This window comes from Arthrobacter sp. TJ-236 (assembly GCF_058269235.1).
Genome location: NZ_JBZCNI010000001.1, coordinates 605138 through 622834 on the forward strand (window position 1 = coordinate 605138; position 17697 = coordinate 622834).

Genomic DNA, 17697 nt, shown 5'->3' on the forward strand with positions numbered 1-17697 from the left:
GGTGCTCATTCATCAGGCACCCAGTCCTTCTCGTCAATGCTTTGAGGTGACTTGTCCCAGTTCTTCGTGAACTTCATCGTCACGTAGGGTCCTTCGTCACTGACGCGCTCTACGTCGTGCCCGTATCGCATGGCGAGCAAATCGGCTTGTGATGCGTTCAACTCGTGCAGGGTCATGATGACGTCGAGCCCAATGCGGAGTCGTTCGTCGAGGATGCCCATTTGGTAACCGGCGACATACGCCTGATCCCCAAACGGGCCACCCTTGGACTCCACTGGCAAGAACGGCATGACTAGTTCATAGCCTTCTTCCATCGCTTCCTTCTTCCGTCGTGTGCGTCTGCCCACCTTACCCACTAGCAGTGGTTGCAACAACCACCAGCAAACAACGCCTTGGAGGCAACCATGAGCGAAACACCCCCAGAGACTCCCCCGGCAGCCGAGACGCCTCCCGCGCAAGGCACTGACGAGTGGCAGGTCGTCGAGCCCGCAGCGTGGGACGGCAAGATCGAGACCCTACCGGATCCGGTGCAGAAGATGATCCGGGACCTCCGCAAGGAATCCAACGGGCGCCGAGACAAGCTCTCCACCGCAGAGCAACGGGCCGAGGAGCAGCAGCAGGAGATCGTCCGAGCCCTCGCGAAGGCCGCCGGCATCCACCTCCCCGAAGAGCAGCAGCCCGACCCCGCCGAGCTCACCCAGAAGCTCAGCGCCGCACAGGAGCGCGCACGGGACAGTGCCGCGGAACTCGTCGTCTGGCGCTCAGCGAAGGACCTCGGCGTGGACCCCGCCGCAGTCACAGACTCCCGCTCCTTCGAGCGGGCTATCAAAGACCTCGACCCCGCGGACCCCGAGTTCGTCGAGTCGGTGAAGAAGGCAGCCTCGACGGCAGCCGAGCAGAACCCGAAGCTTAAAGCCTCCTTGACGGCGGGCCAGAGCTCAGCAGACTTCACAGGTGGATCCGGTGAGGGCGCAATCACGCAGGACAAATTCAAAGCCATGACACCGGCCGAGAAGAACTCCCTGTTCAAGTCAGACCCAACCCTCTACCGGCGCCTCGCCGGACCACGATAAGGAGCCATCATGGCTGAAACAACCAGCGCCGACCTCTACGTCCCGGAAGTCTGGGCCGACCTCGCACAGGCCGAGTTCGCCGGACGCACCATCCTCGCGACCGCAGCGTCCGAGGACGACACCCTCGTCGGTGTCCCCGGCGACGTCGTGAAGTTCCCGAAGTGGAACGCGCTCGGCGAGATGAACGACCTCACCGAGCTCGTCCCCATCCCCACCGAGAAGATGACGCAGACCGCGACCGAAGCGCGGATCAAGGAAGCCGGCAAGGCTGTCGAGATCAGCGACACCGCCGCCCTCGTGGGCCTCGGCAACGCGCAGGACGAAGCGATCCGCCAGTTCGGCATCCTCGCCGCACGAAAGCTCGACGCCGACCTGTACGCCGCCGCGATCCGCACCGACACGGGTGGCCGCACGTTCTCGGACGGCACACCCGCCATCGACTCCGCACCCCTGACGTTCCGCGCAGGTGGCGCCATCTCCTGGAACCGCATCGTCGACGCCACCGCCGAGTACGACGACGACTTCGAGCCCGCCGAGTTCGCCGGTCTGTACATCAACTCCGCCGAGCGCGCCACGATCTTCAAGGACCCGCAGTTCATCCAGTCCCAGCCGGACCTGATGACGCGAGGCCTGATCGGCAACATCGGTGGCTTGAACGTCCGTGTCACCAACCGCATCCCCGCCGGCCGGTCGCTGCTCCTAAAGAACGGCGCCCTGTCGATCAAGTACAAGCGCCGCCCCCTCGTCGAGCAGGACCGCGACATCCTCAAGCGCGCCAACGTCGTCACGACGAACGTGCACTACGGCACGCACCGCGTCAACGACTCGGGCGTCCTGGTCATCGACTGGGCTGTCTGATGGGGATGATGCTGCGCCGGTACCACGAGAAGCCGGAGGAAGACTCCGTGCTGAACCGGGCCGAACTGAACGTGCAGGCCGACCCGGAGGACACCGACTCGCTCCTCGCGAAGGACCCGGAGAACCCGGTCGACGCGCAGGAGCCTATCGGTACCGCCCAGTTCGAGAAGCCCGCGGGCAACGCCTCGAAAGAGGAATGGGTGGAGTACGCGGTCGGTCAGGGCCAGTTCCCCGACGCGCTCGAGGCGATGTCCCGCAACGAGATCCGCGACCAGTTCGACGACAAGTGACCTAGGGGGCCCGCATGCGCACATACGCCACAACCGATGACCTGGCCGAATGGTCGGGGAGCCCGGCGCCGGCTAACGCTGCGGGCCTCCTCCGGTCTGCATCTTCCCTCGTGGGCAGGTACACCCGTGCCGCCCTGTACAGGACGACCACTGAGGGCCTGCCGTCCGATCAGGTGGTAGCTGAGGCGTTCCGTGACGCCACGACGTCTCAGGCCGCTTTCTGGGCTTCCAACGGCATCGATCCATCTGCCGGTTCGCTCGCTGAAGTAGCGAAGGGCCACGCGATCGGGAAGTCCATCAAGGGCGCGTCAGTGAACTACTCGGTGACCCTGGTGGAGAACAGCAACAAGGCTCGCACGGAGGCCGTCACGGCCCTGTGCGATGAGGCGTGGCTGATCCTCGACCAAGCCGGGCTTGTCGGCGGGCAGCCCGTATGAGTGCGGCGGACGAGCTCGAAGAGTTCTACGTCCACGCGGTCACCATCGAAGGAGAAGGTACGGAAGGCCCTTGGGGATCAACGCCGGGTGAGCCTTCCGACCCGATCCGGTGCTTCGTGGACGACACCCGCCGGCTCGTCAGGGACGCGCAGGGCACGGAAGTCGTCTCCGAGTCTTCCCTCACCGCACCCCCGGAGTTCTTCGAACAGTTCAAGCCCGGCACGACCGTGAACCTCCCCCACCGTCAGGCGGAGGTCATCAGCGTCGGGCTGGCCGAAAGCCACGGGCTAGACCTCCCCGATCATGTGCAGGTGTTCGTCACTTAGGAGGCCCCTTGTCCAAGGACTGGAACCTCCGCCTCGACCCGAACATCGACGACAACCTGAAGGACGCCGCCTACCGGGGCCTCCTACTCGCAGGGGAACACGTCCTCGGCGAGTCCAACAAAGTCATCCCCATCGAGGAGTACACCCTCGGCCGGTCAGGGACTGTCACCGGTGACCGCAGCAGCCTCCGCGCAGCAGTCTCCTACGACACCGCCTACGCGGTCCGCCAGCACGAGGACATGACGCTCCGTCACGACCCCGGGCGCACCGCGAAGTACCTCGAGAACGCCCTCAACGACCACGCGGCGATACGCAACATCATCGCCATGAGCATCCGAGGGGACATCTAGTGGGCTTCACCACGAACCTCCTCACAGCCGCCGGCGAGTACCTGGACGCCGAAAACGTCGGCGCTTGGGACCCGCCCTACCTCGCCACCGACGTCGTCATCAGCATCGACCGGTTCGGCACCGCCGACAAGGCCATTGCGCTCACCACGTACCCGGTGAGCGACGACGCCACAACAGACTCCGTCCTCGGGCTCCAACTATGGATCCGCGGCGCACCCAAAGCCCGCACGTCCGCAAAGGACATCGCGGACCGGGCCTTCGACGCCCTCCACGACCTACGACGGGTCGAGTGGGGCGGCATCCCCATTGTCCGCATCTGGCGGCAATCACAGACCTCTCACGGGCTCGACCTGAACGAGAGGGAAGAGATCAGCGCCAACTACTACATCCAACTGACCCGCACCGGGACACATCGCCGCGACTAGCGGTCAAATCACAAGGAGCAACACATGGCTAACGAAATCGTTCCCGGCGTCGTCGGTGACTTCGTCCTCGAAGTCGCGGCGTACACGGACGGGGTCACCCCCACCACCTACGTGCCGGTCCGCGGCATCACCAACTTCACGCCCCCCGGTGTGACGAAGAACCTCGAGGACTCCTCGGACTTCGACTCCGCCGGCTGGGGTTCGCAGACCGCGACGGGCCTCTCCTTCGAGATGTCCGGCACCGTGAAGCGTGCCCGCCCGACCCTCACCGAGGATCCCGGGCAGGCGATCCTCCGGGCCGCCGGCAAGGGCCTCGCCGAGGACGGGTACGTGCACTTCCGGGTCTTCCAGGACGGCGGCACTGCGGGTGTGCGTGGTGTCGCTGATGCTTCGTTCACGATCGGTGGCGGTGCCCGCACGGACCTGACGATGGCGGAGTTCACCCTCGCCGGCGTCGGTGAGCTCGAGGACTACACGATCACGGTCACCCCGTAACAAGCCCCTGTGGCCGGACGATCCAAGGCGTCCGGCCACAGGTTCCACTCTCACCCTTGGAACCCCCTTCTCACCCTTGGAGTACAGAATGACCACCCCCGAATTGCAGGAATCGACCGACTTCTTCGAACCCGCCCTCCTCATCCCCGTGGGCGACAAGCTCTACCGGATCCGGCCCCTCACCGCCGAAACCGTCATCATCCTTCAGAGCGCCCGCAAGGCCGTCGCCGAAGCGCAGGCCGCAGGCAAGGACCTCGACGACGTCTCCGACATCGAGGTCGAAGGCCTCACGGACGGTGAGACGCAGGAACAGACGCAGCGCCGCGTGTTCGGCGACACCTACGACGAGCTCGTGAAGGACGGGGTGTCCGCGGTCGGGATGTTCCGCATGACGCAGGTCATCATGATCTGGACGTTCTCCGGCATCGAAGCTGCGAAGGCGTACGTGGCAACGGGGGGAAAAGCCCTGAGCATGCCGAACAGGGCGGAGCGCCGAACGGCGACCCGGACCCGTACGGCCGCGGCACCTACAACCCGGAAACGGGCCTCAGCGACCGGTACGAGTACCCGGAAGGCCACGGACAAGGCCGTCAGTGGAAAGACATCCTCCACCACTGGAACGCCATAGAAGCCGACTTCCAGGACCTCGGCATCGACCTGTCTTCGGGGATCCTCCGCGAACGGTCGTGGCGTTGGTTCACGGTCCGGGTGCAGGGGCTGATCAACAAGCCCCCGGTGCTGGTCGTGAACCCGGGCACGAAGCAAGAGAAGCAAGTGCCTCCGACGCGTATCGGGTTGGCCCTCAATCCCGTGACTAGCAGATAGGGGCCTCCCATGGCGCTGACCCTCGGTGAACTGGCTGGCATCATCAGCCTCGACGAGAAACCGGCGATGTCGGCTCTGGGGAAGGTCCGCCAGGGGATGCGGGACACCGCGTCCGAGGGGCAGAAGTCCACGGACAAGCTGCAGCAGCAGCAGGCGAAGTTCGCCGCCGCCGTGGAGAACGCTTCCGCCGCAGTGACGCGCGCTCGGGCGCGGGAGAAGGACGCCGCTGATGGCGTTCGCCTCGCTGAGATCCGCCTCGCTGACGCGAAGAAGAAGGGCGCTGACGGGTCAGCGCAGGTTGTAGCTGCGGAGAAGGCAGTGCGAGCCAGCTATGAGCGGGTCCGCGCTTCCCATGACGCCACGGCGAAGTCGTCCCGTGACCTTCAGATGGCTCAGTCCCGCGCCGCTGATGGCATGTCAAAGGACTCGAAGCGCGTCAGCGTGGACTTCCACCAGATGGCGAACCGCCTCTCCTGGGACGGGACCCGCACGGGCCGCCTCGTGGTCCGCACGTTCGCGATGATCGCGGTAGGGGCTACCTCTGCCCTCCCTGCCATCGGGGCTCTCGGCGCAGGTGTGATCGCCGCGTCGGGCAGCGTCCTGACCCTCGCCGGGTCGGTCAAGCAGCTCGTGGGTGTCGCCGCCCTCGCGCCCGCAGCACTGTTCGCTGTCGGGACCGGCGCTGGCGTCATCGTGTCCGCGTTCAATGGCATGGGCGAAGCCATGAAGACCGCCTCCGAGCAGACCACCGAATCCGCGGGCAGCGCACGCCTCGACGCGATGACCCTCGCCGATGCGGCACGGGCTGTCGCGCAGGCGGAACGGTCCGCAGCGGACCAGCAGGTTGCAGCCGCACGCCGGGTGGAAGACGCCAAGCGTTCTCTCGCTGACGTGGTCGAGGACAACGCCGAGCAGCAGGCCAACGCCCTCCGCCGCGTCGCTTACGCGGAGCGCGACCTCGAGTCCGCTAACCGGCGGGTCGAGGACTCCCAAAGGGACCTCACCGAGGCTCGCGCCGAAGCTGTCGAGCAGCTCGAAGACCTCAACCGGTCCCTCGCGTCCGCCGGCCTGTCCGAGCGGGACGCAGCACTCCGCCTCGAAGACGCACAGGCCGCCCTCAACGCCGCGATTGCTGAGGGTGGGGATGCTGGCTCCCGTGAGATGCGTGGGCTGCAGCTTGACTTGGAGCAGGCCGTCCTCGGGTTGGAGGAGGCGAAGGACCGCACCGCTGACCTGACCCGTGAGCAGGCGGAGGCGACCCGTGCAGGGGTGTCCGGGGCCCGCAGGGTCACTGACGCGCAGCAGTCCCTCACCGACGCACAGCAGGGCTCCGTCGACGCCGTGCAGGCTCTCGCTGATGCCCGCGCCGACGTCACGAAGGTCGAACTCGACAGTGCACGCCGGGTAGCCGACGCGCAGCGCGGGGTCGCCGACGCAGCCGAGGACGCCGCAAAGTCGCAGGTCGAAGCCGCCGAGTCCGTCGCTGACGCGTACCGGAACCTCGAACGCGTCCAGGTCCAGCAAGCCGAAGCAGCCGCAGCGGCGACGGAGAAGTCCGTCGACGCGATGAACAAGCTGACCCCGTCAGCGAAGCTCGTCGCAGCGGCCCTCCTCGTCGCCTACGGGCGGCTTGGGGCTGTGCAGGACATCGCCCAGGAGAACTTCTTCGAGGGCATGGACGCCCCGCTCCTCGCCCTCGTGGACACCGTCATCCCGCAGCTCGAGCGCGGCGTCGGGAACCTGTCCACCGCCTACGGGCAGGGTGCCCAGCGGATCATCCGGGCCCTTGACAGGGAACTCGGCAACGGCGTACTCGAACGTATGTTCGAACGGTCCACTGAGGCCGCGTACGTCCTCAACGACGCCATCGAGCCCATCGTCGAAACTTTCGTCACCCTCACCGACGTCGGCATGGAGTACATGCCCCGCCTCGCCGGCGGGATCCGCGACGCAGCGACCGAGTTCAACGCTTTCATCAGCGCGGCAGCGGATGATGGGTCGCTGCGCGGGTGGATCGACGACGGCATCCAGGGCACGAAGGACCTCTTCTCGATCCTCGGGTCGGTGGTGGGCATCCTTGATAGCCTTGAGGACGCCGCACGCGCTGGCGGTATCTCCACGACCCTCGGTTCCGTCGCTGACGGACTCGACCGCATCGAGGACACGGTCTCCGGGCCTGTCTTCCAGTCGACGATGGCGACGATCTTCGCGGGCGCCCGTGGTGGCGCTGAAGGTCTCCTCGCGGCTCTCGGGCCGATCGGCGAGGCGTTCCGTGTCGGCGGGCCAGCCCTCGCGGAGTTCCTGCGCCTGGGCGGGGAGATCGCCGGAACGTTCGTGGGCTCCATGTTCACAGGCCTGTCGGACCCTAACTTCGGGTCAGGGCTCACCGACTTCCTCGGACACGTGCAGGACGGCGTCGACGAGCTCGGACCCCTCCTGCCCGGCCTGTTCTCGGCCCTCGGGGACATCCTCGCCGCGGTCGGCCCGGTGGTCGAGGAGTTCGGCCCCACGGCTGTCGAGGTCCTCACGATCTTCGCTGAGGGCTTCGCTGGGATCCTCGAGTTCATGGAGCCCGTGCTCACGGGCCTCGCAAGCAGCCCCGCCGCTGTCGGTATCTTCTTCGGGGTCATCGCCGGAACAGCCCTCCTCGGGGCGATGGCGACCTTCGCGGGGAACCTGACAAACATCGCAACCGAAGCGCGACTCATGTGGATCGCGCTGACGGGCCCTGTCGGGCTCGCGGTCCTGGCTGTCGCGGCGATCGTCGCGGCGACTGTCTGGTGGGCGACGGAGACCGAGACCGGCCGGAAGTTCATCGAAGCCGAAACCGACCTGATGATGGACGCCTACCTAGGGCTGAGGACCTTCCTGCGGGACGACTTCGTGCCCGTAGCGGCGAAGGCACTCGGGGACTTCACGACTGCCACCCAGAACGCTAAGGTCGACACCGCGACAAGTCTCCTCACCATCCGCACGAACGCGACCAATACGGCCGTGTGGTGGGGCTCGAAGTGGCTCGACATGAAGACCGCGGTGGTCGACCGTGGAGCCGAGATCGTCACCGGGGTGCAGGACACTCAGCGGGGCATCGAACTGGCGTTCACCACGGTGAAGACCGCCCTGGATCGTGTTCCGGGGTACTTCGAGTCCGCGGTCGACGGCGCGATGATCGCCTGGAACCTCCTGAGGGAGGAAGCCAAGAAGCCAGTGTCGTTCATCATCAACGATGTCGTCAACGGCGGCCTCATCAGGGCGTTCAGGCTCCTGCCCGGCATCGACGAGAAGAACATGCCGGACGTGAAGGTCCCGGGGTTCCGCGACGGAGGCTACACCGGCAACGGTGGTGTCAACGAAGCGGCCGGCGTCGTCCACGGCAAGGAGTACGTGTTCACGGCGGCGCAGACAGCTGCCATCGGCAAGGACAACCTCGCAGCAGCCGCCCACGCAGCTGTTCGTGGGGACCGGGAGGGTGCGGCGTCGAACCTGACGCCCATGCCCGGGCAGCAGGCGTTCTTCGGCGGCAACGTCGCGAACGTCGCCCGCCACGGCGCCTACTACGCGAACGTCGCCCAAGGCATGGGTGCGTGGAACTTCCCGGCAGCCGCCCGCATGTGGGACGGCGCGGCCGGCATCAAAGTCGAGACCGGGATGGGGCGGCATCAGGGCTGGGTTTCGCAGCGGGAACGTGGCGGTGGGATCCTCGGCTACACCACGGGGACGAACATCGACATGTCGCCGTCGTGGATGAACCAGTTGTCCCCGTCGAACAGGACAAAGACCGCAGCCCACGAGTTGGGTCACGCGATCGGGCTCCCCCACTTCACGGGCGTCAACTCGATCATGCACCCCAACCTCGGCAACCAGGCTGCGGCGCCGACACCGTTCGACATCCGCGCCCTGCAGCAGCTCTACCCCGGCGGCACAGGGCAGACGGGTGAAGGCGGGGCAGAGGTCGCGAACCCGTTCGTCGGGATGATCGAACCGCTCATGAAGAAGCTCACGGACGCGTTCCCGGGCGGCGGCATGTTCGTCGACGCTTCCGGGGGGCTCGCGAGGTCGGGGATCCAGCAGGTCATCGACTGGGTGTCGAAGATCAAGGACACGGCGACGAGCGTCGGCGGCCTCGGTCTCGACATCGCGAAGGACAAGGTCGGTGACATCGCCGGGGACATCGCGGGGAACCTCCGCGACTTCTTCGGCGGTGCGGCGATGGCTCCGACGCTGATGGACGGTGGCGGGTGGCTTCGTGACACGGACGGCCCGCAGATCGTCGACCACCGCAGGAAGAAGCCGGACGCGTTCACCCCGTACGACGAGTGGCAGCAGATCAAGAAGGACTACGCCGCCGCTCAGGGCGGGGTGACAGTCCACTCGACCGTCGAGTACGTGGGCGAGAACCCGGAGCAGTTCGCTGACCGGGAACGCAGGCGCATGTTGGATGCCTTTGACGCTGTCGGCGTCTAACGAACCGCCTTAGGAGGCACCCTTGGTAGACATCCTGCTCTACATGCCGGACACCACCCCCCTACCATCGGACACGCCTAAGTGGTTGGGCCTGCCGATGCGGTGGGAGGGTGCTGACGGTTCCTCCTGGGAGCTGACGGACCGCAGCCGGGGCGTGTACATGCGCCCCGGCGTGCGGGGCCTGAACATGCCCAAGTACGACCGCTACTCATCCGTCGCGGCGCTGGTGCCCGGGTCCCGGCACAAGGGCTCCCGGACATTGGACCGCGAGGTCTACTGGCCGGTCAAGGTGTGGCGGAACGAGGGCTCCACCGAGTGGATGCGGTTCGACCGTTCGTTCTGGGAGTCCTTCGACCCGGACGTCGAGGGTAGGTGGGTTGTCACACACCCTGACGGGGCGACCCGCCACCTCCGCTGCAGGTTCGTGGAGGTAGAGGACGACTTCGACAGGAACCCGATCCGCAGAGGTTGGGCTGACTACCGGATCCGACTCCTCGCGGACTCCGTGTACTGGCGCGGCGAAACCCACCGGGAAGCCTTCCGGCCCCCGGACCCACGCAACCACTACGTCACCGAAGCGGACCGCATCCAGTACGGGTACGCGAACGACGTCATCGAATACCTGTCCCCAGGCGGGTCACTCGATTCGGCGACGTTCCGAAACGACGGCGACGTCGAGCTCTACCCGGTGTGGACGGTCCTCGGTGCCGTGCAGAACGTCCGGTTCGGCCCCGAAGGCGGGAGCATCATCATCCCCTTCGAGATCCCCGCCGGCTTCGCCGCACGCATCGACACGAACCCCGCCGACCCGACCGCCCGCGTCCTCTGGTACGGGCCCTGGGACACCACCACAGGGACGATCATCAACCCCGTGGACCGGTCAGCGAACCTCGACCCGGCCACCCGTTACATGCCCATCCCCAAAGGCCAGTCGCAGAAGCTCAACATCCAGATGACGGGTGTCGGCACTGTGATCGTTGAGGGCGTCGCCCAGTACAGGAGGTCGTGGTGATCAACCACGAAGTCCTCCTCTACAACAAGTTCACGTACGTGGGCGCGGTCAACGCTGTCAAGGAACTGCAGTGCACCACCCGCCACAACGCACTCTCCGTGGCAACCGTGACCGTAGACGCCGACCACTTCCGGCTGGCCGGCCTCCAAGCACCAGGCGCCCGCGTGGCGGTCCAGGAGCCCGCCGGCAGGGTCATGGACGGCCGGATCATCCGATGGACCGCCTCAGGGATCGGAACCCGCGACACGATCACGTTCACCGCGAACTCGCCGTTCGAGATCTTCAAGAACATGGTCGGCTGGCCCGTCCCAGCGAACCCGCTGACCGGGCAGAACGTCGAGAACTACAAGGCCACCGGCCCAGCTGAGACAGTCCTCAAGAACCTCGTGCGGGCGAACGCGCTCCGCCTAGGCATCCCCCTCACGATCCTCCCCGACCAGGGACGAGGCGCGATCATCACGGTCAGCCTCCGCTTCCAGCCGCTCGAGGAGAAACTCTTCCCTCTGTTCGACCAGGCCGGAATCGGCGTGGACGTGTGGATGGGCGACACCACCTACATCCTCGACTGCTACGCGTCCGGGGTGTACCCGCACGAACTCTCCGAGCTCGACGGGACGATCACGGGCGGCTCCTACTCCGCCACCGCCCCCACGGTCACACGCGTCGTTGTGGGCGGTCAAGGCGAGGGCGTGGCCCGGGAGTTCCGCCAGTACGTGGACACCGCACGGGAAGCCGAGTGGGGCGTGAAGATCGAGCAGTTCCAGGACGCCCGCGACACGGACGACGGGAACATCTTCGACGCACGCGCCGCGGAAGTCCTCGCCGAAGGAGCCCCCGTCTCCGGGCTGTCCCTCGAACTGTCCGGCGCCGAATCCCTGAAGGTCGGCTACACACTGAAGCTCGGGTCCGTCGCCACCGCCGAGATCAAGGGCCAGCGGTACACGGAGAAGGTCCGCGAGATCGTCCGAACCTGGGACGAGAACGGCCGCGACGTGAAACCAGTCCTCGGCGAACGAACAGATGACCCGAACCGCACCCTCGCCAAGAAACTCCGCGCCCCCGTACGGGCCTTGAACGACAGGATCCGCTAATGGCCGCACCCACGATCATCCCGAAGAGTAGCTACTACGACGGGCCGGTCACCGAATCGGACCGGGCGAAGGGCAGGGCCGGCGCCCCGGACTTCACGGTCTACGGGCCGGAGGACTTGAAGCTCTCCGCGCACCCGACTATCCCGTTCGCTCTTCTGGTGAAGAAGGGGAAGGCCGCAGCGTACGGCGTGACCGCGTTCGTGCAGACCGCGGAGGAGGGGGACCTCACCGTCCAGTGCGACTCGCAGACGTCGGGCACCCGGTGGGACATCATCACCATCCGGTACGACTGGCGCCCCGAACTCGGCGGCCCCTCGGACATCCGGGCGACCAACGCCGGCGGGAAGCAGATCCCCACCGGGCTCGAGAACACCCCGGGGACTCTCGTGGATCAGCCGACGTGGCTGGTGCGGTGGACGGGCAGTAGTTCCACGCCAGCCGAGTACGTGGACCTGCGGTGCTTCGCCGGCAACGGCGGGATGATGGCGAACGACAAGATCGCTCTCGGGTACCTGAAGAAGCCGGGCGCATGCGTCCGTATCGGCGAAGCCTTCTGGGTGTACCGGGAGATCGAGAACCAGCAGTGGGACTGGCGGCCCATTCGCTCTGGGGACACCGGCTGGGTCAACATCCCCGGCGGGCTCCAAGGCTTCACCCCTCTCGGGAACCCAACCCGGGTGGACAGTGGTTGGTCGGGTCTGAACTTTCGGGTCGTCAACGGGTGGGCGATGATCAACGGCGCCGTCACGAGGGCCACGTCATGGCCGAACGACACGACGTGCGCGACGATCAGCAGCGACCTGGCCCCGTCCATCAAGGTCCAGGGCGTCGGTTGTCAGGTAGAACCTGCCGGCACGGTCGCGAATATTACCCTGCCGGGCGGTTCCGTCGCGGCTTCCTTCTCGGCCATGTGGCCGCTGAAGTCCCCCTAAGAGGCGCGGCCCGCAGTGCGCTAACACTACGGACCGCTACCCGCACGAGCATCACTAACTTTGGGAGTCTCAATGCCCGCACGGGTCCCAGCAGTGTCACTGACAGCGCGACCTAACGCAAGGGAACCGAGCATGGAAGCGAAACAAGCAGTGAACGTGGGCAGGAACGTAGCCATGATCGGCGGGGTCGTCTTCTGCTATGTGAGGGCGTGGCTCTACAGCCCATACGCGCAGGCCGTCGACGGCAGGGTCACTGAGACACTGACCAACGGAAGCGACCTGGTTCTGTGGTGTTGGGTCATCGGGTGGCTCGTCGCCGGATCACTGTGCGTCTTCGACTTCTTCCGCCGCACCACCATCTGGGGATTGTCAGCGCTGATCGGGATGACCGTGGCGTGGGGAATCTCGTACCTCATCGTCTACCTGTTCGGCGGGCTCGATCCCCGGATGTTGCTCGGTGCCGTCTCCCTTCTCGCGTCCGCCGGGATCATAGGGGGCCTCCTGATCCGTTCATCCGCCCTGTCTGGCAAGGGTGATGAGGATGGATGAGTTTGGCTGGTTGATCCCCGTAGCTGTTGCGGCCATCGCCGGGTTCGTGACCTGGCTGACGGTCAACATTCAGCACAAGGGGTCCCGCGAGAACCGCTTCATCGACCAGATGCAGGAGCAGGTGAACCGCCTCGAGACCCGCGTCGATGACATGGAGCGGCGTGAGAAGAAGATCATCAACTACGTGGCGAAGCTCCGTAAACACATTGAGGACGGCGGGGGTCCGCCCGCCCCGGACTGGCCGGAAGGAATTTTCTGATGGATTGGATGAGCAACTGGGCTGAGTGGCTGCGGATCCTCAACATTCTTCTCGCGACCGGGGCGATTCTGCTCATGGCCGCGAAGTTCGAGGTGTGGCTGTCATGGACGACGGGTATGCGTTTCCTCGCCCTCGGCGCCGGCCTGATGGCGGTGAGTAGCGTCATCGGTTCCTTCGAGTCGCTGACCGGGAACCTGCCGGGCGGGGTCCGCGTCCCCGTGCTGACCGTCGCTCTCATATGGACCGCAGTCGGCGTCTATCTGCTCGAACGTCCCGCAATCACGCTCACCGCGACACTCCCCCAACCCCGGAAGGAGCCCTGATGTGGCTCACTGATCTAGCTGACGGGCTTCGGGCCCGCGGCCTCACCGTTGTGGAGGTCGACGGGTGGCAGTCTCGCGGCGCGAAGAACCTCGCCCCACCGCATCAGAAGTTCGGGCTGAACGAGGTCCGTGGGGTTCTCTGGCACCACACCGTGGGGTCGCGTTCGTCCTTTGCCCACAACGACATGCCTTCCCTCGCCATCCTGCGTGACGGGCGCCCCGGGCTACCCGGCCCACTGTGTCAGCTCGGCCTCGGACGCTCCGGAAGCGTGTACGTCGTCGCTGCCGGCCTCGGGAACCACGCTGGTAACGGCTGGGTCGACGGGCTCACTCGGGACATGGGCAACTGGGAGCTCATCGGAGTGGAGATGGAGTCCTCCGGCGTCGCCCCGTGGGATTGGACCGCCGACCAGATCCGGGTCGCTCCACACCTCGGCGCTGCACTCATGGACATGTATGGGCACACCCTCAACGTGTCTCACCAGGAGTACTCGAGCGAGGGGAAGATCGACCCCGCTGGCTGGCCCGGTGGCATGGACGGACTGCGCGACCAGATCAGCGCGGCCACCGGTAACGCATCGATCGGTTTCCAGGGCGACGTAATCGAACCTCTCGCACGCGCCAGTACCACCCTAATCACTGACCTTTCTGGCCTCTCCAAGTAAAAGGAGCACCACCATGGCAACAGACCGCGAAACCCAGTACGACCGCGACGTAGTACCCGCGGCCCAGCGCATCAACGGGACGGTGCCTGACCGGCGCTACCCCGACAAGCGCCCCGTACCCGTGGCGATGGAGGACACCACGTACTCCAAGCGCGACGGGGCGTACACCAATGGGATCCTCGGCGATCTCGCCGTGCTCGGGAACAAGATCCTCGTGGCGGTCGGCGCAGGTAACCAGGAGACCCTCGCCCTGTCCGGGAAGGTCGAGGCCCTCCGGGCCATGATCACCGACACGAGTGGCGCGGGCATCGACGCGGAAGCTGTGGCCGCGCAGATCGTCGAGCTCCTGCCCGATGACATCGCGGACGCCGTCGTCACCGCCCTCGCCCGCCGCCTCACCCCGAAGGAGGCGTGATGTTCACGACTGCTTTCTGGCGTGGCGCCCTCGAGCGTTCCATCAAGTCGGGCGCTCAGTTCGCTCTTCTGACCCTCGGGGTGGGCGCTGTTGCGGGCGGCGTGGGCGGCGAGACTGCGGAGGTCATCAACGCGTTCACCATCAACTTCCTGACCCTCGGTGGTGCCTTCCTCGGCGGCGGGATCCTGTCCGTCCTGACGTCACTCACTCTGCCCGCCCAAGTCCCTGACGGCACGGGCGATCACCGCGCCAAGAACTAGCTTCACCCCCTTCCTTGGACCTCGCATGGGGTCTTCTTTTCTGCCCACCTTCCTGAGGAGACCTCATGCCACAAGACATCTACTACCCGGGCATCACTGCGGGTGACGCCGCTTCGGTGCAGCCTGACGGTTCCGTTGAGACGGCGTTGGTGCAGCCGAACTCGTTCGTACAGGTGTTCGAGCGTGCCGACACGGCGCGGGCGACCCCACTGACTCTGAAGACGATGTCCGGGCTTACGTTCACTCAGGTGCAGGTCGGGTCCCTCCCGGTCCTCCCTGACCTGTACGTCGTCTCCGACAACTTCGCGCACATTTGGAAGTCGGGGTCCCTTGAGTTCCGGCGCGATTCGAACGACGCGAAGGACAAGGCCGTCGCGGACGCTGTCAGTGCATCTCAGTCTTCACAGGCCGCCGCCGAGCAAGCTGCCGCAACCGCGAAGGCCCCAACGCAAAGCGCAATCCTCGCCGAAGTTCAGCAAGGCCCGGTAGCTGACGCGATCGGCAACCTCGTCACGGAAGGGGTGGCCCCCTTCGGCGACGCAATTCAGGCGACCCAGTACGCGAACGCCGCAACCGCAGCGAACACCCGTCGTCTCATCAACAAGCTGAAGCGTGGGGTGAACAACGCGGCGATCCTTTACGTCGGAGACTCGACTGGCAACGAGAACGGCGAGCACGTCTATCTCGAGGCGGTCGCGCTCGGACAGCGCTTCCCTGCGTACACGGTAACGATCGCGTTCTGGGACGAGGTCAGCAAGACCGCGTACAAGACTCCCGTGACCATCCAGGCGGGCAGCGGAAGCGTGACACTGACCATTTGGAACTGCGCCGCTTCAGGTGAAGCCCCCGAGTACGTACTCGGGTCGCGGTGGGCTGCTGCTGTCGCGGCAACTAACCCCGACATCGTGTTCATCTCGCACTCCCACAACACGTCCGACCCCGGCTCAAACGACTACAGTTACCAGTCGCAGCGCAACCGGTTCATGGCGCTCACCGAGGAGATCGCGGCAACCTTCCCGCTGGCCGGTATCGTCCTCGAGTCGCAGAACCCGACCACCGTCGCGGGCCGCACGACCTGGCAGGCGAAGAAGGCTGACATCCTCGAGCAGATCAGTGCTCTCCGCGGGTACGGGTTCATCGACGTCCACCAGGCCTTCGTGGACACCGGAAACGCGTCTTCGTTGATTAGTGCAGATGGGGTGCACCCCAATGCTGCGGGCTCGCAGCTATGGGCGTCCGTGGTGGATGCCGCGTTGCGGGAGGAGGCGGGCGCTGGGTCTTCGCCCCTCGGCACGCCGCCTCTGCTGGTGCGGGCCCGCAACTTCCTCGACAATCCCGAGTTCACGAACTGGGCTGGCGCCCTACCGGATGGCTGGTCGGCGGTGAACTGCACCGCCACGAAGGAGACGGCCCTGTATGAGTCGGGGGTGCAGGCTATGCGCCTGGCCCCTGTCACGGACGGGGCAGCCTACGTGCAGCGCCAGATCGACCTTAACCTTGCTGGCGGTAAAGGCATGATCGACGGCCAGATGTTCACCTTCGCCGTCCGTGTCCGTGTGCCTGCCGCTCACGCCGCGACGCTGAGGGTGACGCTGCTTGATGGGCGCGGCTCGTCATTCGGGGCCTCGCAGGACGCGCACCCGTCCGCGAAGGACAGGTTCATGTGGCTGTTCGCCACGAACCGGATGGGCTCCCCAGCGTCGTTCATCATCGCGAGGATCAACGCTCGAACCACCGGTACCGCTGTCACGGACGTCATCGTCGACCGGTGCTTCGTGATCCCCGGCGTGCTTCCTAACGCTGGTAGTTAGCCGAGTGTGGCTATGACGGTGTCGGCCCAGATGCGTTGACCTTCGGCGTTGGGGTGCACTTCGTCGAGGAGGAGGCCGGGCAGGTTTCCGGCCTCCTCGAACGCGGTGTTCACGTCGATGGTCGGGATGCCGCTAGTAGCTGTCCAGCCGCGTAGAGCTGTGACGCTGGCCTCGGTCCGGGGCCGCCGTTCCCCTTGGGCGGGGTTCTGCAGGGTGACTGCGACTGGGGGCGCCTCACCCCACTGGGATTCGATGGCGTCGAGTATGTCTTGTGCGCCTTGGTCGGCCCGCTTCTCGCCGATGTTGTGTCCGAGGTTGAGGATGGTCAGGTCCGGCCGCTCAGGTTGGATGACCGCTAACCGTGCGAGCGGGTACGCGTAGGTGACACCACTCTTCGACCCGTTCCAGATGGTGATGCTGCGCTGCCCGCCGGGGAACACGATGGGTTCCGCAGCCCAGTTGTCGGTTTCGCCGTCCCACATGTGAAGGGTGACAGTCCCGTACTGGGCGAGGTGCTCAGCCCATAGCCCGACCCACTCTTCGGCGCCGTTGCCGGTGCTGTCGCCAAGGTTGCTGATCGTGATGTCTTCGTCGCTTTGCACGATCCCGGTGAGGCTGGTAGTCGCTGCCGCCACTGGTTGAGTGGTCGACTTAGGGGTAGCTACAGGCGCCGGGCTGAACCGTGCCGCTTCCGCCGCGTTCTCGTCGATCGTTTCCTGCTGCTGCAGATAGAGCCCCGTGAGCAGGAATGCTGATGCGGCGAGACCGCTAACGCCTGCCGTCACCTTGGCCCGCTTCGTGACTGATGGGCGGCGTTTGCTCTTGTACGGCACTAAT

At 65.8% G+C, this 17697-nt stretch carries 22 protein-coding genes; 20 read left to right on the forward strand and 2 right to left on the reverse strand.

The window, feature by feature from the left end:
- Positions 1–5 precede the first annotated feature (5 nt).
- Positions 6–314, reverse strand: coding sequence for a hypothetical protein (locus AC4D16_RS02795; RefSeq protein WP_490953879.1), 309 nt, complete (start codon positions 312–314; stop codon positions 6–8).
- Between the two features lie 90 nt (positions 315–404).
- Between AC4D16_RS02795 and AC4D16_RS02800 the strand changes: the two genes are divergently transcribed.
- From AC4D16_RS02800 to AC4D16_RS02895, 20 genes are all read left to right on the forward strand, one after another.
- Positions 405–1073 carry a hypothetical protein gene (locus tag AC4D16_RS02800; RefSeq protein WP_490953880.1) on the forward strand — a complete coding sequence of 223 codons (669 nt, stop codon included), beginning with the start codon at positions 405–407 and terminating at the stop codon, positions 1071–1073.
- 9 nt (positions 1074–1082) lie between these two features.
- Complete coding sequence (locus tag AC4D16_RS02805; RefSeq protein ID WP_490953881.1) at positions 1083–1931, forward strand: phage major capsid protein; 849 nt, start codon at positions 1083–1085, stop codon at positions 1929–1931.
- A complete protein-coding gene (locus AC4D16_RS02810) occupies positions 1931–2221 on the forward strand; it encodes a hypothetical protein (protein WP_490953882.1) in 291 nt (96 codons plus the stop codon). Before AC4D16_RS02805 ends, AC4D16_RS02810 begins: the two co-directional genes overlap by 1 nt.
- A 14-nt stretch (positions 2222–2235) precedes the next feature.
- Positions 2236–2658 carry a hypothetical protein gene (locus AC4D16_RS02815; RefSeq protein WP_490953883.1) on the forward strand — a complete coding sequence of 141 codons (423 nt, stop codon included), beginning with the start codon at positions 2236–2238 and terminating at the stop codon, positions 2656–2658.
- Positions 2655–2984, forward strand: coding sequence for a hypothetical protein (locus AC4D16_RS02820; protein WP_490953884.1), 330 nt, complete (start codon positions 2655–2657; stop codon positions 2982–2984). The genes AC4D16_RS02815 and AC4D16_RS02820 overlap by 4 nt, the downstream gene beginning before the upstream one ends.
- A gap of 8 nt (positions 2985–2992) precedes the next feature.
- The gene (locus AC4D16_RS02825) at positions 2993–3334 is read left to right on the forward strand and encodes a hypothetical protein (RefSeq protein ID WP_490953885.1); all 342 of its coding nucleotides are present in this window, start codon (positions 2993–2995) and stop codon (positions 3332–3334) included.
- Positions 3334–3759 carry a phage tail terminator protein gene (locus AC4D16_RS02830; RefSeq protein WP_490953886.1) on the forward strand — a complete coding sequence of 142 codons (426 nt, stop codon included), beginning with the start codon at positions 3334–3336 and terminating at the stop codon, positions 3757–3759. The genes AC4D16_RS02825 and AC4D16_RS02830 overlap by 1 nt, the downstream gene beginning before the upstream one ends.
- A 24-nt stretch (positions 3760–3783) precedes the next feature.
- Entirely contained in the window at positions 3784–4254 is a 471-nt protein-coding gene (locus tag AC4D16_RS02835; RefSeq protein WP_490953887.1) for a phage tail tube protein, read from the forward strand.
- An 88-nt stretch (positions 4255–4342) separates the two neighbouring features.
- Entirely contained in the window at positions 4343–4882 is a 540-nt protein-coding gene (locus tag AC4D16_RS02840; RefSeq protein ID WP_490953888.1) for a DUF7426 family protein, read from the forward strand.
- A 206-nt stretch (positions 4883–5088) separates the two neighbouring features.
- Entirely contained in the window at positions 5089–9543 is a 4455-nt protein-coding gene (locus tag AC4D16_RS02845; RefSeq protein WP_490953889.1) for a matrixin family metalloprotease, read from the forward strand.
- A gap of 22 nt (positions 9544–9565) precedes the next feature.
- Positions 9566–10555 carry a hypothetical protein gene (locus AC4D16_RS02850; RefSeq protein ID WP_490953890.1) on the forward strand — a complete coding sequence of 330 codons (990 nt, stop codon included), beginning with the start codon at positions 9566–9568 and terminating at the stop codon, positions 10553–10555.
- Positions 10552–11646 (forward strand): Gp37-like protein, encoded by a 1095-nt coding sequence (locus tag AC4D16_RS02855; RefSeq protein WP_490953891.1) that lies wholly within the window; start codon positions 10552–10554, stop codon positions 11644–11646. The genes AC4D16_RS02850 and AC4D16_RS02855 overlap by 4 nt, the downstream gene beginning before the upstream one ends.
- Positions 11646–12578, forward strand: coding sequence for a hypothetical protein (locus tag AC4D16_RS02860; protein ID WP_490953892.1), 933 nt, complete (start codon positions 11646–11648; stop codon positions 12576–12578). The genes AC4D16_RS02855 and AC4D16_RS02860 overlap by 1 nt, the downstream gene beginning before the upstream one ends.
- Positions 12579–12752: 174 nt before the next feature.
- Positions 12753–13127, forward strand: coding sequence for a hypothetical protein (locus AC4D16_RS02865; RefSeq protein ID WP_490953893.1), 375 nt, complete (start codon positions 12753–12755; stop codon positions 13125–13127).
- A complete protein-coding gene (locus AC4D16_RS02870) occupies positions 13120–13386 on the forward strand; it encodes a hypothetical protein (protein ID WP_490953894.1) in 267 nt (88 codons plus the stop codon). Before AC4D16_RS02865 ends, AC4D16_RS02870 begins: the two co-directional genes overlap by 8 nt.
- On the forward strand, positions 13386–13709 hold the full coding sequence (locus AC4D16_RS02875; RefSeq protein ID WP_490953895.1) for a hypothetical protein: 324 nt from the start codon (positions 13386–13388) through the stop codon (positions 13707–13709). The genes AC4D16_RS02870 and AC4D16_RS02875 overlap by 1 nt, the downstream gene beginning before the upstream one ends.
- Entirely contained in the window at positions 13709–14374 is a 666-nt protein-coding gene (locus AC4D16_RS02880; protein ID WP_490953896.1) for a peptidoglycan recognition protein family protein, read from the forward strand. Before AC4D16_RS02875 ends, AC4D16_RS02880 begins: the two co-directional genes overlap by 1 nt.
- Positions 14375–14387: 13 nt before the next feature.
- Positions 14388–14789 carry a hypothetical protein gene (locus AC4D16_RS02885; protein WP_490953897.1) on the forward strand — a complete coding sequence of 134 codons (402 nt, stop codon included), beginning with the start codon at positions 14388–14390 and terminating at the stop codon, positions 14787–14789.
- The gene (locus tag AC4D16_RS02890; protein WP_490953898.1) at positions 14789–15049 is read left to right on the forward strand and encodes a hypothetical protein; all 261 of its coding nucleotides are present in this window, start codon (positions 14789–14791) and stop codon (positions 15047–15049) included. Before AC4D16_RS02885 ends, AC4D16_RS02890 begins: the two co-directional genes overlap by 1 nt.
- Before the next feature lie 65 nt (positions 15050–15114).
- Positions 15115–16860 carry an SGNH/GDSL hydrolase family protein gene (locus AC4D16_RS02895; protein WP_490953899.1) on the forward strand — a complete coding sequence of 582 codons (1746 nt, stop codon included), beginning with the start codon at positions 15115–15117 and terminating at the stop codon, positions 16858–16860.
- Here AC4D16_RS02895 and AC4D16_RS02900 read toward each other — a convergent pair.
- The gene (locus tag AC4D16_RS02900; protein WP_490953900.1) at positions 16857–17693 is read right to left on the reverse strand and encodes an SGNH/GDSL hydrolase family protein; all 837 of its coding nucleotides are present in this window, start codon (positions 17691–17693) and stop codon (positions 16857–16859) included. The genes AC4D16_RS02895 and AC4D16_RS02900 overlap by 4 nt on opposite strands.
- Positions 17694–17697 lie beyond the last annotated feature (4 nt).

Excerpts from the sequence above, each read along its gene's own strand:
- AC4D16_RS02810 (WP_490953882.1), top strand. The coding sequence starts at position 1,931 with ATGGGGATGATGCTGCGCCGGTACCACGAGAAGCCGGAGGAAGACTCC.
- AC4D16_RS02845 (WP_490953889.1), top strand. The coding sequence starts at position 5,089 with ATGGCGCTGACCCTCGGTGAACTGGCTGGCATCATCAGCCTCGACGAG.
- AC4D16_RS02835 (WP_490953887.1), top strand. The coding sequence starts at position 3,784 with ATGGCTAACGAAATCGTTCCCGGCGTCGTCGGTGACTTCGTCCTCGAA.
- AC4D16_RS02875 (WP_490953895.1), top strand. The coding sequence starts at position 13,386 with ATGGATTGGATGAGCAACTGGGCTGAGTGGCTGCGGATCCTCAACATT.
- AC4D16_RS02820 (WP_490953884.1), top strand. The coding sequence starts at position 2,655 with ATGAGTGCGGCGGACGAGCTCGAAGAGTTCTACGTCCACGCGGTCACC.
- AC4D16_RS02895 (WP_490953899.1), top strand. The coding sequence starts at position 15,115 with ATGCCACAAGACATCTACTACCCGGGCATCACTGCGGGTGACGCCGCT.
- AC4D16_RS02870 (WP_490953894.1), top strand. The coding sequence starts at position 13,120 with ATGGATGAGTTTGGCTGGTTGATCCCCGTAGCTGTTGCGGCCATCGCC.
- AC4D16_RS02890 (WP_490953898.1), top strand. The coding sequence starts at position 14,789 with ATGTTCACGACTGCTTTCTGGCGTGGCGCCCTCGAGCGTTCCATCAAG.
- AC4D16_RS02815 (WP_490953883.1), top strand. The coding sequence starts at position 2,236 with ATGCGCACATACGCCACAACCGATGACCTGGCCGAATGGTCGGGGAGC.
- AC4D16_RS02800 (WP_490953880.1), top strand. The coding sequence starts at position 405 with ATGAGCGAAACACCCCCAGAGACTCCCCCGGCAGCCGAGACGCCTCCC.
- AC4D16_RS02795 (WP_490953879.1), bottom strand. The coding sequence starts at position 314 with ATGGAAGAAGGCTATGAACTAGTCATGCCGTTCTTGCCAGTGGAGTCC.
- AC4D16_RS02805 (WP_490953881.1), top strand. The coding sequence starts at position 1,083 with ATGGCTGAAACAACCAGCGCCGACCTCTACGTCCCGGAAGTCTGGGCC.
- AC4D16_RS02880 (WP_490953896.1), top strand. The coding sequence starts at position 13,709 with ATGTGGCTCACTGATCTAGCTGACGGGCTTCGGGCCCGCGGCCTCACC.
- AC4D16_RS02860 (WP_490953892.1), top strand. The coding sequence starts at position 11,646 with ATGGCCGCACCCACGATCATCCCGAAGAGTAGCTACTACGACGGGCCG.
- AC4D16_RS02865 (WP_490953893.1), top strand. The coding sequence starts at position 12,753 with ATGATCGGCGGGGTCGTCTTCTGCTATGTGAGGGCGTGGCTCTACAGC.
- AC4D16_RS02885 (WP_490953897.1), top strand. The coding sequence starts at position 14,388 with ATGGCAACAGACCGCGAAACCCAGTACGACCGCGACGTAGTACCCGCG.
- AC4D16_RS02840 (WP_490953888.1), top strand. The coding sequence starts at position 4,343 with ATGACCACCCCCGAATTGCAGGAATCGACCGACTTCTTCGAACCCGCC.